The organism is Cerasicoccus frondis, from assembly GCA_031296915.1.
Classification (GTDB): Bacteria; Verrucomicrobiota; Verrucomicrobiia; order Opitutales; family Cerasicoccaceae; genus Cerasicoccus; species Cerasicoccus frondis.
Window position 1 is genome coordinate 98,604 of sequence record JAVDPC010000011.1, and the last position, 16,367, is coordinate 114,970.

At 57.2% G+C, this 16,367-nt stretch carries 6 protein-coding genes; 3 read left to right on the plus strand and 3 right to left on the minus strand.

The window, feature by feature from the left end; genetic code table 11:
* Nucleotides 1-31 precede the first annotated feature (31 nt).
* From RBB63_RS11120 to RBB63_RS11130, 3 genes are all read left to right on the plus strand, one after another.
* The gene (locus RBB63_RS11120; protein WP_309384164.1) at nucleotides 32-2,392 is read left to right on the plus strand and encodes a hypothetical protein; all 2,361 of its coding nucleotides are present in this window, start codon (nucleotides 32-34) and stop codon (nucleotides 2,390-2,392) included.
* Nucleotides 2,393-2,502: 110 nt separating this feature from the next.
* Nucleotides 2,503-3,210: a PEP-CTERM sorting domain-containing protein gene (locus tag RBB63_RS11125; RefSeq protein ID WP_309384166.1), complete on the plus strand. Its 708-nt coding sequence runs from the start codon at nucleotides 2,503-2,505 to the stop codon at nucleotides 3,208-3,210.
* Between the two features lie 312 nt (nucleotides 3,211-3,522).
* A complete protein-coding gene (locus RBB63_RS11130; RefSeq protein WP_309384168.1) occupies nucleotides 3,523-6,081 on the plus strand; it encodes a GH116 family glycosyl hydrolase in 2,559 nt (852 codons plus the stop codon).
* Between the two features lies 1 nt (nucleotide 6,082).
* Here the strand turns inward: RBB63_RS11130 and RBB63_RS11135 are convergent, their stop codons facing one another.
* Genes RBB63_RS11135 through RBB63_RS11145 form a run of 3 tightly spaced genes read right to left on the minus strand, consistent with a single transcriptional unit; the run spans nucleotide 6,083 to nucleotide 15,680 of the window.
* The gene (locus RBB63_RS11135) at nucleotides 6,083-7,741 is read right to left on the minus strand and encodes a sugar-binding protein (RefSeq protein WP_309384170.1); all 1,659 of its coding nucleotides are present in this window, start codon (nucleotides 7,739-7,741) and stop codon (nucleotides 6,083-6,085) included.
* Nucleotides 7,742-7,799: 58 nt separating this feature from the next.
* The gene (locus tag RBB63_RS11140; RefSeq protein ID WP_309384172.1) at nucleotides 7,800-12,098 is read right to left on the minus strand and encodes an Ig-like domain-containing protein; all 4,299 of its coding nucleotides are present in this window, start codon (nucleotides 12,096-12,098) and stop codon (nucleotides 7,800-7,802) included.
* A gap of 54 nt (nucleotides 12,099-12,152) precedes the next feature.
* Nucleotides 12,153-15,680: an immunoglobulin-like domain-containing protein gene (locus RBB63_RS11145; RefSeq protein ID WP_309384174.1), complete on the minus strand. Its 3,528-nt coding sequence runs from the start codon at nucleotides 15,678-15,680 to the stop codon at nucleotides 12,153-12,155.
* Nucleotides 15,681-16,367 lie beyond the last annotated feature (687 nt).

Sequence of the window (16,367 nt, forward strand, 5' to 3'; positions counted from 1 at the left end):
CCTGCGACACACCCCAATCAATTTTCAAATTATGCATTTACCTCGCCTCAACTTCCTCATTCCAGCCCTTTGCCTTTGGGGCCTTCTTCCCCTCTCCGCTGGCGCCGCCAACTACGAAATCAGCATCCCCGCCACCGTGCCGACGCCACCCGCAGGCGCCGCGTTTTCCACAGAGCTCAATGGCCGATCCGTATCTGATCCCGGTCAGAAAATCTCCCGCCAAGTAATCCTGAAAAATCTCGGAACTACACCGCTCAACTGCCTCGTCAATTTTAGCGTGCAAGTCGACTCCAACTTCTACGAGGGCGAACCCGCACCTTCTGGTTCGATGCCCGAATATCCCGACGTTGGCAGTTTTCTCGATGAGGTGGAACAAACGGTCAGCCTGGCCCCGGGCGAAAGCAAAACACTCACGCTCGAAACCACCGAAGGTCTGCCCGTTGGGTTCTATTTCCTCAATTTCATGATCAGTGGCGGCGGCTATTTCGAGCAGCTTTACGCACGCCAATTGGTGCTGCCCAAGGCGCCGGAAAAGCTATCCGCCGAGTCCCGGTTTGGCATCAATGTGTCCGACCAAAAACTCATCGGTCTCAACCAACGACTGGGCTTTGGCTACGTGCGGTTTGAGAACCTCAAGTGGGCCTTCGTCAACCCGCGCAAAGGCTACTTTGCCTACGACGGCTCCGTCGGCCCGTGGTATGTGAAGCAGGATGAGATCGCGCAAGCCTACACCGATGCCGGCTTCCAGTTTACGAGCTACTTTTTCTTCACCCCGCACTGGGCAACCTCTGCGCCGGAGGGCGTCACCAAAAAACGCCAGCTCTCCTACCCGCCCAAGGACTACGCCGACTACGCCGAGGGAGTGTTCCAAACCATCGCGCGCTTTGGCGGCAAAGAGCACCCCGCATCCGAGCTGATGACGTCGGACAAAGTTTCTGGCAAAGACCAGCTCCGCCTCATGGAACTCTGGAACGAAGTCAATCTGGACAACCCCAAGTGGGGCTTCTGGGTCGGCACGATGGGCGAATACTTCGAGATGTTTCGCCCCGCCGCCGAGGCCGGCAAGCGCGCCGATCCCGATGTGAAAATTTCGCACTCCAGCTACGCGGGCATCGCGTTGGAACTCGTCGACCAACTGCGCACCTACACCTACGAAGATGGCAAGCATCCGCTCGATTTCACGGACATTATCAACGTCCACTTCTACAGCGGCAAGGCCCTCCCGGAAACCGCCACGCTCGACCCCAATGCCGACCGCACCGGTGAAGCCATGGCCGGCGCGTCGACTTATGAGGATAACCTGCGCGACCTCAATGCCTGGCGGAACCAATTCAAACCCGGCGCAGAAATCTGGATCACCGAAACCGGCTACGATGTCGGCGGCAAGATCGGCAGCACCCTGCGCATGCAAGCCGCGAAGATTCCCCGCTGCATCATGATGGCCCTGGCCGAAGGCATCGACCGCGTGTTCTATTATCGCGAGGCTGGCTCCACGCCGTCGCAGCACGCGGGGGCGGGGCTCGTCACCACCGACCATAAGCTGCGCCCCAGTTGGCTGACCATGGCCACGATGATTCGCCAGCTCGACGGCGCGGGGGTTAACGAAGGCATCCGCCTGCCCTATCCCGATGACAACGTGCGACTCTATTTGTGGAACACCAACCACGGACTCGTCGTCAGCGCGTGGGCGGTGGAAGGTGATGCGCGCGTCGATCTCGACCTCGGCGCCGTCACGCTAACGGACGCCTTTGGCTATGCGACGGAAAAAGAATTAAACGGCGGCTGGGCCGTCGGTGAGTTCCCCGTCTACATTTCCAACATCAAGCAAGCGCCCGCGCTCATGGCGCTCAAGGACAAGGCGCTGCTCGCCAAGCAAGAACGCGCGCAGCTCATTGCCGCGTCGCAAAAGCGCCAAGCCTACCTGTTTGACTTTGGCAGCGCAGCCTACCCGGGCCTCTTACGGGGCGAAGGTCTGATCCGCCCGTTCACCGCCGTGACCAAGGACACGCAATTTCAAAGCTCAACCGGCTACGGCTTCACCCAAGCCGCCACCCGCGACCAGGATCAGGAAAAATTCCGCAAACTGCCCTTGCTTCGCGATAAGACATTCTTCAGTCCGCGCACGGAATTCAAGCTCACCGTCAAGCCTGGCAAATACCGCGTAAAAGGTTTCGCCGAAGGCAAGCGCGGCGCTGTTGATTTGCTGCTAGCCGATGGTAATTCAGCGCCATCGAAGATCACCGTCCAACCCAGCAGTGACTCCGCCGAAGCCAATTTCAACACCGAGTTCGACTGCAAGAGCGGCGAGATCACGGTCCAATTCACCGCCGAGACGGCCCTTTCCTGGATCGCCTTCATCGAGTGGAGCGCCGAGGCTGACAACAATGGCTAGGAGCGCATCCCGGAATCCCTGACAATTTTCCTTGAGGAAGCTTAATTGCCACTATTAGGATTGCGGTAATGCAATAGCAGCAACGCTGTGCGCCCCCACTCCTAATAGACATGACTCCCAATACCCTGCATGCCCTCTTCCGGCACACTCCCTCTGTGTTCACGCGGCGCTCCTCCGGCGCCTTCCTCATCCTCGGGCTCGTCTGCGCGCCGCTTGGCGCGGCCTCAATCGCGTTTCAAGGTTATGACGGCGACGCTGCGGATACGTGGGGCTACACGCCCGACCCCGTCGAAACCAACACTTCGGGCGATGTCTGGGAGCCCTCCGCGAGCTTTAAAACGATCACCGCGCCCCAAGCCGGATCTGATTTCTGGACGATGCAGGACCTCTCGGGCGTCAACACGCTCAACACACGCTCGGGCAACCTTACCCAAACGTTCGCCACCATCGACACCTCGGGCTATACGGACATCAGCATTTCGTTCTACTATTGGATCTTCCAGATGGATTCGGGCGACGAGATGTACTACGAAATCGATACTGGCTCGGGCTTCGGCGCCCCTGTTGCCTTCGTCTCGCCCAGCGAGAACAATTTCTCCACCGACGCCTGGGTCCAGGAAACGATCAACATCGGCGATGCCAGCAGCGTCACCCTGCGCCTTTCCACAACTCCCTGGACCGGAGGCGGCAACGAGTATGCAGGCTGGGACTCCGTATCCCTCGAAGGGACCGTGGTCCCCGAACCGGCAACCTACGCGCTCATGCTCGGCGCGGCTTGTCTTGGTTTGCTTGCGTGTCGGCGGCGTCAGCGCCACTAGGGGCCCACGCGGTTTCCCCAAGGGTTTCGCGCCTCAAAGCACCGGTGTTTCGCGACACGAAGCCCAGGGCCATGGTGACCATTTCCCTCTAGGGAATCAGCAGAAGTGTCGGCGACACTACCACGAAGCGTCGGCGACACTTCGTTCTACAGTCGGCGACGCTTGGTCGCGCAGTCGGCGATACTTAGCCGACCCTGGAAGCGGTGACGGCCGAGAAATTTCGCGCGTCTGTGCTTCTCTTTTTCATACGTCAAATACTAAACGAAACCGTCATTTGGTCAACGCGCTTTCCTCTTAAAAACACAAGAAATCATGCCTTATTCTCCCATCGAACTCAGTGGCCCGGGCGTCCGCGTTCACCCCGCTGGAAAGCAATTACAAGTCGCCATGCCTCATGGCGGCATCGGCGCTGGCAGCATTTGCATGAGCGGCTACGGCGGCCTCATTAACTTCTCCGTGATGAACCGCCCCGAGCTGGCGCATCGCGAGACGTATCTGCGCCGCGAACCGTCGGCCTTCGGCATCCTGCACCTGAAGGACGACTCGAAGACGACGCGCCTGCTGGAGGGCCCGATCCCGCGCGAACAGTTGTTCTACCAGGGCCTACACAGCCAGGGCTACCGCCGCGCTGGCTACGAGGGCTACCCGCGCTTTCGCGAATGTGAGTTTCGTGGCGCCTTCCCGTTTTCGCAGGTCTGCCTGAGCGACGCCATCATGCCGGTCCAGGCAACCGTAACCGCCTGGAGTCCCTTCGTTCCGCTCGATGATAAAAACACCAGCTTGCCCACGCTGTGCCTGGAATACGCGCTAACCAATACCAGTGATGCGCGCGTAGAAGCGGAGTTCACCTTTCACATGTCACACCTCGCGCAGTCCTGGGAAGGCAAAGACGACGGCCTGAACCACGGCCTTGACGGACGCGGTGTTCGCTTCGACAGCACCCGCGCCAAGCAGGATGGCTCGTTTGGCAGCTCCGCATTTATCCTCCCTAATGGCGCTAACCGGCTGAAGGCGATGTGGCATCGCGGCGGCTGGTTCGACGGCATGACCATGCTTTGGGAAGAAGTCAGCAACGGCGCCTTTCAGGCAAACGACGGCGCCGACGCCCCGCGTTCCAAGGGCGGCAACGGCGGCTCCGCGCTAGTCGATGTCTCACTGGAGCCCGGCGAGACACTGGTCATCCCGGTCGTCATTGGTTGGCATTTCCCCAACGCGCACCTGCGGCTCGGCCACGCCGAAGAGCCCGACCAGAAGCAAGAAGTGCTGCACTGCTGCTGCGACGATGACGCTTGTGCCGAGCCCGGCTGGAGCCCCTACTACGCCGCGCATTGGAGCGACGCCGAAGCCGTTGTCCGCTACGTGGAATCACGCTACGCCTCACTGCGCGAACGCACGCTCGGCTTCCAGCAGGCGCTGTTTCGCTCCACCTTACCCGCCGAGACGATCGACGCGGTTTCGGCCAACCTTGGCATCCTCACCTCGCCCACGGTCCTACGCCAGGCCAACGGCCAAGTCTGGGCTTGGGAGGGCTGCTTCCCCGATAGCGGCTGCTGCCCCGGCTCTTGCACGCATGTCTGGAATTACGCCCAGGCCATGCCCCATCTTTTCCCGCCGCTTGAGCGCAGCTTGCGCGAACAGGAGTGGCGCTACTCCATGAATAATGACGGCCACGTGACCTTCCGAGCAGCTATTCCCGATGGCCCCACCAAACACGATTACCATGCGGCGGCCGACGGGCAGTTTGGCGGCATTCTCAAGCTTCATCGCGACTGGCAAATATCCGGCGACGATACTTGGCTGAAAGCGCTGCTGCCCAAGGCGCGTCGAGCGCTCGAATACGGCATCGCGACGTGGGACGCCGACGAAACCGGCCTACTCAACGCCCCGCATCACAACACATTCGACATCGAGTTCTGGGGTCCTGATTCACTCTGCACCACCATTTACATTGGCGCACTCTGCGCCATGGCCGAGATACTGGAATACCTCGGCGATCCGGAGTCGGCCACGCGCTACCGCGAGCTGGCGCAGAAGGCGAATCACCAGCTCGAAACCGTGCTCTTCAATGGCGAATTTTATGAGCAAAAGCTGCACTTCGACCCAGACTTCTGGCGCGCGGACGCCTACCAAAACGAGTCGCCCGACACCCTCAAGATTCTGCAAGCCGAAGGCCCCAAATACCAGATCGGCAAAGGCTGCCTGACCGATGGCGTCGTGGGCGCCAACTGGGCGCAGCTCTACGGCATCGACACACCGATGAACCCGCAATCGATCCAGAGAGCGCTCCGCAGCATTCATCGCCACAACTTCAAGACGGACCTCTCTGCGCACCCCATTCCCCAGCGCCCCGGTTATGCCATGGGCTCCGAGGGTGGCGTGCTCAACTGCACATGGCCACTGGGTGACAAGCCCAGCCTGCCCTTTGTTTACTCGGACGAAGTCTGGCCCGGCTCCGAATACCAAGCGGCCACGCACATGATCCAGCAAGGCATGATCGAAGAAGGCCTGGAGATTGTCCGCACGATCCGTTCGCGCTTCGACGGCGTGGCCCGCAACCCTTGGGATGAGTATGAATGCGGCAGCTTTTATGCGCGCTCCATGTCCAGCTACGCGCTGCTGCAAGTGCTCAGTGGCTTCCGCTACAGCGCCGTCGAGCAAAGCCTGTCGCTCAAGCCCTACACCAGCAATCGTCCGTTCCGCTGCTTCTTCAGTACGGCCAGCGGCTATGGCGAAGTGATCCTTGAAGAAAGCAAGTTGTGCATTGAGCTGCTCGAAGGCGAGCTGGCGGTGAAGACGGTTAAGCTGGACGGGCGTAGCCTCACCGCAAACGTCACCGCAACGCCCGACGCCCCGCTCAGCCTACCGCTATAACTCACTCCAGGACGAGGCGGCCAAAGCGGGTTGGCTGGTGTCCCCATCCATAAGATGGCGACCACTGGCCCGCCAGCTTTCGCTGCTTGTCATCCACTGCCAACTGGAAGCCGAGCACATCTCCGGAGCGCGGCGGCGCCATGCCAAGAGTCGACCAGGGAATGACCAACGACACAGTCCAGGAATCGCTGTCAACCTGTGTCTCCACGCTGAAGTCGCCGTTCCAACTGCGGTCATGCCCACGCCCATCCATCACGACGCCCGCCGGGTTGACGATGATGTGGAAGTAGTCGCTGGTCTGAGTGTCGGGCTGGAGAAACAGCTGCACATTGTCGTCGTGATAAACGGAGGCATCGCGGTTCTTTTGGTTCGTGCGTAGCTTACTCGTGTCTTCCACAAAGACGCGAATGCTTACATACAATGCCTCCTCGCTGTAGCTGACCCGCGCCGACATCGCGTCGGGATACTCTTGCTGGCCATTATTGGATAACAGCATACCGAGGTCGACGCCGCCCGTGGCCACATCAGCCGTTTGCGGAACCTTTGCCCGCCGCGCAATGCGCGCAAAGTAAGCGCGGTCGTCCAGTTGGAGTTCAGTTGTGAACTTCTTGAATGTCTCGCCCTGCACCCAGAACTCCGACTCCATCACCGGATAAGGCACAATGTCGTTGGGCTCACCCGTGAAGCGGATGGTGAACTCTGCTTGCGCCGTGCCACCTGCGGGAAGCGTTAGCTGCGCATCCTGAGGAGTGACTTCGTAGTGCGGATTATCGACGCGCCAATGGATGCGCTCGCCGACAGTGCGAGCCGTCGGATTATTGCGGGTCAACGTCACCGTGGCGGTCCCTTGGTCAATGGGAAATTGGCTCAGGTCGGGCCCGGCGTTGACGATATCCTCGCCCACTTGCCAACGTTCGAAGAACTCCTGCGTCTTCGCATCGGGCTCGTAAACGAAGTCCGGGTCACGCCGATGCTGATTCAGCAACCAGAGAATGTATTTGGGCGAGTCGTAGGCTTCCAGCCAGGCATCGTGCCCCACCCCGGGCAGCAGCGTCATCTCGATATCACCACCCGCAGCACGAAAGGCCTCCACGACTTCTTCCGTATGCGCTGCTGGCACGATCGTATCGGCCAAGCCATGAATCGCCCAGCCGGGCGTGGCGGCAAAGTTTTCCATGCCGTGCTTTCCGCGACCGCCGCACACAGAGAGGAAGGCCGCAAACCAGTCCGGGTAAGCGCGCATCATATCCCATGTGCCATAGCCACCCATGCTGAGACCGGTCAGGTAAACGCGGTCAAGATCGACGCGCTCTTTTTCCGTCTCCGCCAGCAGAAGCTCGTTCAGCTTATCGAGCTGCTCGCCGCTCCACCAGCCGCCGGCATGACACTGCGGCGCCAGGACTATCGCCGGAAAGCCAGGCTTGTCCTTCAGCACAACCGGCAGGTAATGATCGCGCAGCTCATTAGCGTCCGCCCCGCGATTACCCGCGCCATGCAGGAAGAGGATTAGCGGGTAGTCCTGATCATTGTCCGCATAATCCTCCGGCAGAAACTTCAAATACTCAAAGGTGCTCGTCTCGCCCTTGATCGTGACCGGAATGCTCTCCTTGGTGAACTCGCCTGCCGCATGGTCGTTGGCCCCGGCGAGTGCCGGGGCCAAGCAGTTAATAACAACCATAGCCAAGATTGCGCCAATGGCGCCATTTAATGAATCTTGATTAAAACGCATTCTCAATGAGAAGCCGATCCAGCCCGAAGGTAAAGCTCGGAGTCGCCGAGAAACGAACGCGGAAATCTTCGATGTTCACCGTTCCAGAGCCCGGTCCCACCGCGATGCCCGAGAGCACGCGCACGCCATCCAGCCAGACATCCGCCTGGCCAGCAGCCAGCGAATAGCTACCAGGGCTGGCGCTCTCCAAACCGGTGTAGTTAACGCTGCTCGTGGAATTGTTGATCAGCCAGCTAAGACTTTTTACGCTGCCATCGGCGGCTATCGATCCAGCTAGGCTTCCATTGAGCACGACCTTGTAATAGCCATCGCCGTCGCCCTTCACTTCCAGCCGCTCGTAGAGATAGCTGGAGTTGCCATTGCTCCCGTAATCAAGGAGGCCGGACCAATCACCCAACTCGACCAAGAACAACTCGCTCCAGGTTTCCTCCATGCTGCTGATGGCGAAATCCAGCGTCACGTTGATCAAGTCCGGGTTGCCAATGAGCGAATCTCCCATGCGACTGAAGCCAGCGTCATCGCTGGTCCCCAGACGCGTAATCGTCAATCGATCGTTCGCAATGGACCAGGTTCCCGCGCCAGTCTCGGCGCTGATATCATCGAAGAGATTTGCCGTCGGCGTGGACGACACATAGTTACTCACCGTGGACGAACTGGTGAAGTCCTGCACGAAGAGCGCATACGCGGCCTCGATCGCATAATCGGAAAACACCGCGCGCGTGCTCGTGACGCCGTCACCGCTTTGCGCAAACAAACCAACTTGCAAACTCTGGGCAAGGCCGGTGATCGTTACGTCGTCCACGACAGTGAAGCTCACGCCATCTTCAGAAACGGCCACGCTAACCACGTCACTCACACGCTCAATCATGAGCCAGGCATCGGGCAATGTCGCGGCGCCAGTCGGGGTTTCGAGAACCGCGCCGCCACCAGTGGTTGCACGACTGGCCAACGACAAACTCGAATTCGCCGCCATGCCAAACTGCACCATGACCGAGTCGGCCGCAGTGGACTCGCGCAGCATCAGCCCGGCCAGTGGAGCCGTGCCTTCGTTGGCTAAATCCTGGAGCAACACGAAGGCTGAGAAGTCGCCTTCAATTGTTTCCAGCTCGCCATAGAGCGCATCCGCCGTTCCGCTGGCGCCAGCGCCCTGGCCGTTGATTTCCCAGCTGCCGCCCAGGAGGATACGGCTGGAGCCGGAGCCTGCGCCAATGCCCTGACCGGTGAGGCCCGCCGTGGTGAGGTTTGCCGCTGTCGACGTGTCGTTAACGGTGACTTGGATTGTCGCCATTGCCGTATCGGCGCCATCGCTGATCGTGTAGCTGAAGGAATCGCTACCGTAGTAACCGGCATCGGGAACATACTGCACCTCGTTGCTAACGATGCTCGCCACGCCATGGCTTGCCGCGCCGACTGCCACAATGCTCAAGGCGCTCGGCCCGGAATCGGTGTCGCTGTCGTTCGCCAAGGCGTCGATCAACACGGACTGCCCTTCGTCGACCGACACGTCATCCGCAACCGCCGTTGGCGCTGTGTTGGACGACTCATTGAAGGTGTCGCTGATCGCCATTGCATCCAGCTCGAAGGTAAACGTGGTCGACGCAGAGAAGCGCACGCGGAAGTCCTCAATGTTGACCGTGCCCGAGCCCGGGCCTACTGCCACACCAGCGATTTCACGCACGCCATCCACCCAGATATCTGCCTCGCCCGCAGCTAGGCTATAGGTGGAGGGATTCGCTTGCTCATATCCCGTGTAGTTCACCGAGCTGGCGGAGTTATTAATCAGCCAGCGAACACGACGCACCGCGCCGTCTGCTGGAATCGAGCCGGACGACTCGCCATTAAGCACGAGTTTGTAAACATCGGTTCCGTTGCCCTTCACTTCCAGGCGATCAAAGAGATAAGCCGAGTTGCCATGGCTACCGTAATCGAGCAGCCCGGACCAATCGCCGAACTCGACGAGAAAGAGTTCACTCCACGTCTGCGACATATTACTCAAGGCGACATCCATGCTGAGGCTCACTAGGTCGGGATTGCCAAGCAAGGAATCGCCCATGCGACTGAAGCCCGCGTCACTGCCGGAACCACTGCGGGTAATCGACAGTCGGCCGTTGCTAATGGACCAAGTTCCCGCACCGGACTCCGCGCTAATGTCATCGAACTCCGTTGCATCCGGCAGCGTCGACACGTAGTCCTGCACATTAGTCGAGGCCGAGAAATCCTGACTAAACAACGAGCCCGAACTGGGCGGCGGCGTCACCACTTCGTTGATCGTTACGCTCACCGTTGCGCTATCGGTGTCTTCGCCATCGGTTATCATGTAGCTGAAACTATCCGATCCAAAGTAACCGGAATTGGGCGTATAAAGCACTTCGCCATTTTGAATCGCAGCGACACCATTGGTCGGCTGGCTAACCGAGGCGATGCTCAACGCGGACGGACCGCTGTCCGCATCGCTATCGTTGGCGAGGACATCGACCAGCACCGCAACATCTTCATCGGTCGTCGCCGTATCGTTCGATGCGACTGGCGCAACATTAGTTGAGCCGCCAGAGTCGCCATCAGTTTCAATCACCATCGCGCCCAGAAAACCCAAGACATTGCTACCCATGCTGGCGTCGCGCTCGACAGTGATCAGGGCCTGACCGGTTGAATCGGCCACGTAGTCGCTGATCACGGCGGTCTGGTCTGTGTTCTGACGCACGGACAAAGTCGCCGAGCTACTACCCACCGTGTAGCGGGTTAGAAACACCGCGCTGCCACCCTGATTACGTGAGGCGAAAAACGTGAAGTCATATGCCTGACCAGGATTCAACCCACTGATCAAAATCTGCCCCTGCGGATTGCTCGAAGTGGTGTTAAAGTAGTCGCGTTGAACATTGTTCGGGTAAAGCGTCGTCGAATCCGTGCCATTCGACGCACGACCGGCAAATGACGTCACGATCTCGAAGCGAAGACCACTCAGGTTTTCGTTGGCGTCGAGCACTTCATCGATGCGCGCATCGACCTCGTCGTTGACGTAGTTCCAGCCAGATGCCGAGGTCTCGGCCGGGCCGAAATCGAAGTTCGCCGTGAACGCATTGGTGTTCGGCACGATGACCGTGACCGCGTCATAGCCGCCGCGATGTTCGCTATCGATTCCCATGCAATAAATTGTGTGCACGCCGACACTCAAGTTACTGACGTTGATGCTGGCGCCCGTGCCGAGATCGCCATCCAGGCTGCTGCTCCAGTGCAGGTTGGCGCCGGCGATCGCATTACTGTCGGCATCGACTGATGATGCGCTAAAGGTAATGCTCTGCCCGTAGTCCGAGACCGTCACCGCCGCTGGATTGCTGATCGTCGTGACCGGCTTGACCTGAGCAAACAGCCAATCGAACATGCCTTGCGTGGCGTAGGCGCGGTCCCAGCTGTTGTGCGATGAACCGGTAAAAATCGTCATGCGCGGATTCCCATCAACGGTCGGCACGCGCCCACTTTCCCAAGTCCATCCATTGGTAATGTCGAACGTGGCCACATACTCGGCGTCACCTTCGTTTCCGGGATATGCGCTGCGCACATCGGTCGGCGCGGTGTCAGCCAGGCTGCCAGCAATCCGGTTCACCGTGGAGCTTGCCGTGCCAATGCCCCCATAGCCGTCGCCGTAGGCCGTGGCGCACCAGTAAGGCGTTACCTTGGCGATCTTATCAGCGCCTGGTTGATCCAGCGCGCCAGCAAGAGCTGTCGTCAAAAAAGCGGAAACATCATAAGGCAACGGATCGTTCTCGATGAAGCCATGAATGCCATTGGACCCCGCGCTCAAACCGGTCAGGTAAATGCGCCGTTGATCCACACGGTAGTGCTCTCGCGCAAAATCGAGAAACTCGCGAATGGCTGCCGGGCTCCAACCGTCGCCCGACGTTTGCGGCGACAACACCACGGTCTCGCCATCGGCAAAGTAATCATAGAGCGCATGGCTGGTCGTGTTGAGCACCTTGTTGAGTCCATGGTTCTGAATCTGAACCAATTCGGTCGATCCGTTGCCACCATTACCCGCTCCATGAAAGAAAATAAGGAGCGCATAATCCGTCGTGGGGTTATTAATATAGGCATCGGGCAAAAACTCCCAGTAGCCATTGGGAGCACCATTGGTATTGATGTTAACCGGATTCCAGGTTTCGGCCTGAGCCATCGGCGTCAGGCAAGCCAGAGCGATCACAGCGCTGGCGATTCGTTTGTGTGCTGTCAAAGCAGCAGAGCGCGCAAGCATGGGTATGCCGCAACGCAAGGTGGGAATACTACGAGTTTTCATAGGATTGTGTAGATAGGCGAAATGAGATGGAAGCAGCTTTGTTAAAAGTGCGGCCTAAAACTGATCGCGGATCACCAGATTATCAAAGCGCGCCGTGACCGCATTGACTGACGAAAAGCGCACGCGAAAATCGTCGATGGATGCGCCTGAGAAGCTCCCCTGCATCGCCCCAACAATCAGGCGCACGCCATTGACCCAGATGTCGCACTGATCCGCGCCGAGCGCATAAGTTTGCGCATCCGGGCCGACATAGTTTTGGCTTTGCCCCGTGTGATTGATATACCAGTCAAACGCGCACCAGGTATCCAATGGCAGCAGCGCCGAAGTCTGCCCATCGATTTTGATTTTAAAGTTTTCGCCCGCGTGGCCTTTGACCTCCAAGCGCTGGTATAAATCCTGATAAGAACCGCCACCATCGTAATCGCTGATGCCGCTCCAACTGCCGAGCTCGATCAGAAACAGTTCGTTCCAAACGACATCCACATCACTGATCTGCATATCAAAAGCGATGTGTAGCTGGTCTGCGTTCCCCAGGAAATCATCCGTGCGCGTGAAGCCAGCATCGTTGTCACTGCCTGAGCTCGCATTGCGAACAATCTTTAACGCACCGGCATCTATGCTAAACACTCCGCCATTGATCTCCGTAGAGATATCGTGGAACTCACCTGACGCGGGCGACGATGCATTAAAGAAATCCGCAACGATGCTCGATGAATCGAAGTTTTGCTCAAACAAGGCGCTACTTTGCACATCCACGTCAAAGTCGATCGTGCTGATGTGGTAGCCATCGCTCACGACCAAACTGATCGTTGTCGTCCCGGCTCCTGTTGCTTGCACAAGCATGCTTCGCGCCAAGCCGGTTCCCGTAATGACTACGTCCTGCGGATGCACCACCGAAGGGTCACTCGACACGACCCAAATGGTCAGCTCCCCCGCATTGCTATCACTGTCGCTAAGCGCGAGAGCAATCGGTGATGACGACGCATTCGGTTCAAGTGAAATATTTCCCACGGGCTGCAGCTCGGGATGCGCCCCCAGAGAACCATAGCCGCTTTTCTCCCGAATGATGAGACCACTGATGTTCGGCCTCCCATCGGGAACCGTCGTGTAAAATTCGAGGTCCAGTCGCCCAGTTGTATCGGTGATTAAATTCGGTAAGTAGCCGATCTCATCCGTATTGCCCAGTATGTTGATGCTGTCAGCGATATCGGACGTGAACTCGTGCAAAGTCGACGTTAACTCAACGCCTGAGCCTTCTTCATAGCCGGTGTATTCGACGTCATAATAACGCGTTGAGTCCATGCCATCAAAAACGAGCACACAGGGATTTTCATGCGGGTTGCGAATACGCAGCCCGACCTTAGTCACCTCAGCCGGGAAATCGCCGATCTGAATGCCTACGGCGTTACTATGCGTCCGGTAGTGTTCGGAGTAGCCGCCGTTGATGTTGTCAATCAGCAGCGACCAACCTGCATTCGCGCCACTGCTGTCATAAAGTGTGGTGTTCGTTGGCCCCGTGTTGCGCAAGCCCTGGGTGTCATTCGCCAAGTCTGTCCAGTCTGGCAAGTTCGCCATAGAGTTGCGATGTAAGTTCAATTTCACCGTTTTCGTAACGGCATTGCCGGGAGCAGAAACCATCACGCGGCGATAAACAGGGTCCGTGACATTGCCCGCACTGTCTGCCTCCGTCAGCTTATATTCGATGACGTACTCACCGGCAATAGAAGTGTCGACAGGCGCACCAACCCAAGAGATTTGCAAGGAGTCGGTCATGTCGCCATCGACATTATCACTCGCCGAGCAACCGGGATCGACGAAGGTTTCACCCATGAGGATACTCATATCGCCACCCACGAGATTGAGGACTGGCGGCTCGTAGTCGGCGGTATTTTGATTCGGCTGATTGTAGGTCAGCCCCATGCCACGATAGTTGTAAAACGTGTCTGCCTGAAGTCGCAGGTCGAGGGGCGGCATATTGCGCCCATTCCAAGTCATTTGCTGCCAGTAAGCCGGCGATGTATTCGGGTCGAAGTCACCAGCATGCGCTTGAATGCATTGAAAGAATTTCGTTTCACCACTGGCATCAAAATATTGGACAACGTTGCCCACTTCATATGGCACATACACGCCCAACATCTCCGAGGTTTCATAGACTGGCGTCCAGCGCGTGATCGAGGCCCAGTCGGTTTCAGTCGGAAAACCGGAATCCTCAAACACCAGCAGCGCAGGCAAGCCAAAGCCATCTCCACTGGACGTGATCAGCGAATCATCGCCGCTTCCCATTTCGTAAATAAACGCATCATGATGAAACTGATTGCCGCTAAACAGTATCGGCCCTTCGTGGTTTGAAATCAGAAAATGAGCCCCCGGTTGATCCATGCCCGGTTCGCTGTCCATCGTATGCGGGTAAGTGAAAAAACCAAAAACATTGTTGGTAATTTCGTAATCCGTCAGGCCACTGCTGTGATCTATAAATCCAGGGCGCAGCTTACCCATGCCAATGTAATTGTTGTCAATAATTAGCTTCTTCGATGGATCGGGCATTGCGCGGCCTGCCTCGATTTCCCGCCAGCGAATGGCCTCCATGTGATGCTTGCCACCAACCATAACGTTGTCGCGCACCGTGACACCGCCTTCGACATGGGACAGCTGATGCGCTCCGTTTTGAAACACGTGGAAAGGCGCACGGTAAGTCGTGGCAGTGCCCACGATGACATTGTTTTCAATGATCGATCCGGCCGACAGGTTATCCGTTTGAATTGCTTCCGTTCCGGTGAAAACAATGACGTTGTTGCGCATCGTCAGCTCCACTAAATCCTGGCCCATTGCCGTCGTGCTATAGCCAATGTAAAAGCCCTCGCCATTCACGAAGCCAGCGAAGTTATCTTGCACGTTCACTTTAACGCGCTCTGGATTCGTTGGGTTGTCCGACTTCAAATTAAAACCAGCAAACCCGCCTCCCCAGGCAGCCACGTAATCGACCTTACAGGTTTCAAAACCTTTGGCGCGCACGCAGTTTGGATTCGTAAAACCATACAGCATACCGGACCATCGCTGGTTGCCCCAGAGTCCGTATTTCTCGTAGTAATCTCCCGTATCGAAATCCTGTCCACCATTGTGGCCGAGGAAATTCGGATCACCGGTTTGCGCAACCGGATCGTATTTCCCCGTCAGGTGCACATGCGTAAAATCAACAAGCTCCAGGCTTCGGTATTGCGAGTTAACCTGAACATCACCCCAACTAACCTGCCCACCCCAATTAGTGATCACCGTGGGTTGGGCCTCGGTGTTTTGGCAGAATGAGCCATTGATAAAAATGCGGCCGTAATTACCAGCGCGAATGAGAATCTTGGCCCCGACATCCAGAACCAGCCCGTCTTTCTCGGTCAGGTAGAAACTGTTGTTTGCGGCATCGGGGATAAAGGCCAGAAAATCGCCTTCATTCACTTGCGGCCAGTAAGCGGCGTCAGTCGCCGTAGCAAGCCGGTTGATTGTCATGTCTGGCTGAGCAATCAGATTCAGTGCGGCAAAGCACAGAAGCAGTATATAAATCGAGCCATGGCGCGGGATAGGGTAAATCATACGAGATAGGGGGATGATGTTTAGCAACAGACGTTCGCTTCCAATCTGATGCAAGCAGGGGTTTGGGCTGAAGTGTTTAAGGGGTTACCACATCCAATATCTATTACGTAATATCTTCGAGCTGTATATGTCAACCGCAAAGCCCCCGTTCACAACACCAGCGACAAACATCCCCTTATGGCTAATCAACAATTACTTATGAACAATCATTGAACCCTGACACGATCACCACACGAAAATATTTTTCAAAAATATAAACTAAACGAGCTTCATCACCTCAAACACCTACTACGTTCAACTAAAATCCGTACAAAGCACCACGACTTTCACCGAGGCCAGCCCTAGCCAAAGGCCAATTAGCACCTCCCAATAAAAGACTTACACGCTCCAACAACTCGTAAACGAGCATCAATCAATCGCCCAAGCCGCCAATATCAATGCAGCCAAGGCCTCACTCACATAACCTTGATCGATAAGCGGGCGCAAACTGCCTGCATTTTCCACTGGAAACAGCTCCGCCCCCGCTCCCTCACGCCCTAATCATCAACAATTTAAAAATCAGAAAAGCGATAATTCACCTAAAACTGCCAAATCGGGCTTAACTCTTGACAATGCAACTATTACGTATAAGTTCCAAATCCATAACCCCCACACAGCGCCACTTCAACTCTGGTTGGAGAGAGCATA

Bases quoted from the DNA above. Each gene is read 5' to 3' on its own strand.
- RBB63_RS11145 (WP_309384174.1), bottom strand. From the start codon at position 15,680: ATGATTTACCCTATCCCGCGCCATGGCTCGATTTATATACTGCTTCTG.
- RBB63_RS11125 (WP_309384166.1), top strand. From the start codon at position 2,503: ATGACTCCCAATACCCTGCATGCCCTCTTCCGGCACACTCCCTCTGTG.
- RBB63_RS11140 (WP_309384172.1), bottom strand. From the start codon at position 12,098: ATGAAAACTCGTAGTATTCCCACCTTGCGTTGCGGCATACCCATGCTT.
- RBB63_RS11120 (WP_309384164.1), top strand. From the start codon at position 32: ATGCATTTACCTCGCCTCAACTTCCTCATTCCAGCCCTTTGCCTTTGG.
- RBB63_RS11130 (WP_309384168.1), top strand. From the start codon at position 3,523: ATGCCTTATTCTCCCATCGAACTCAGTGGCCCGGGCGTCCGCGTTCAC.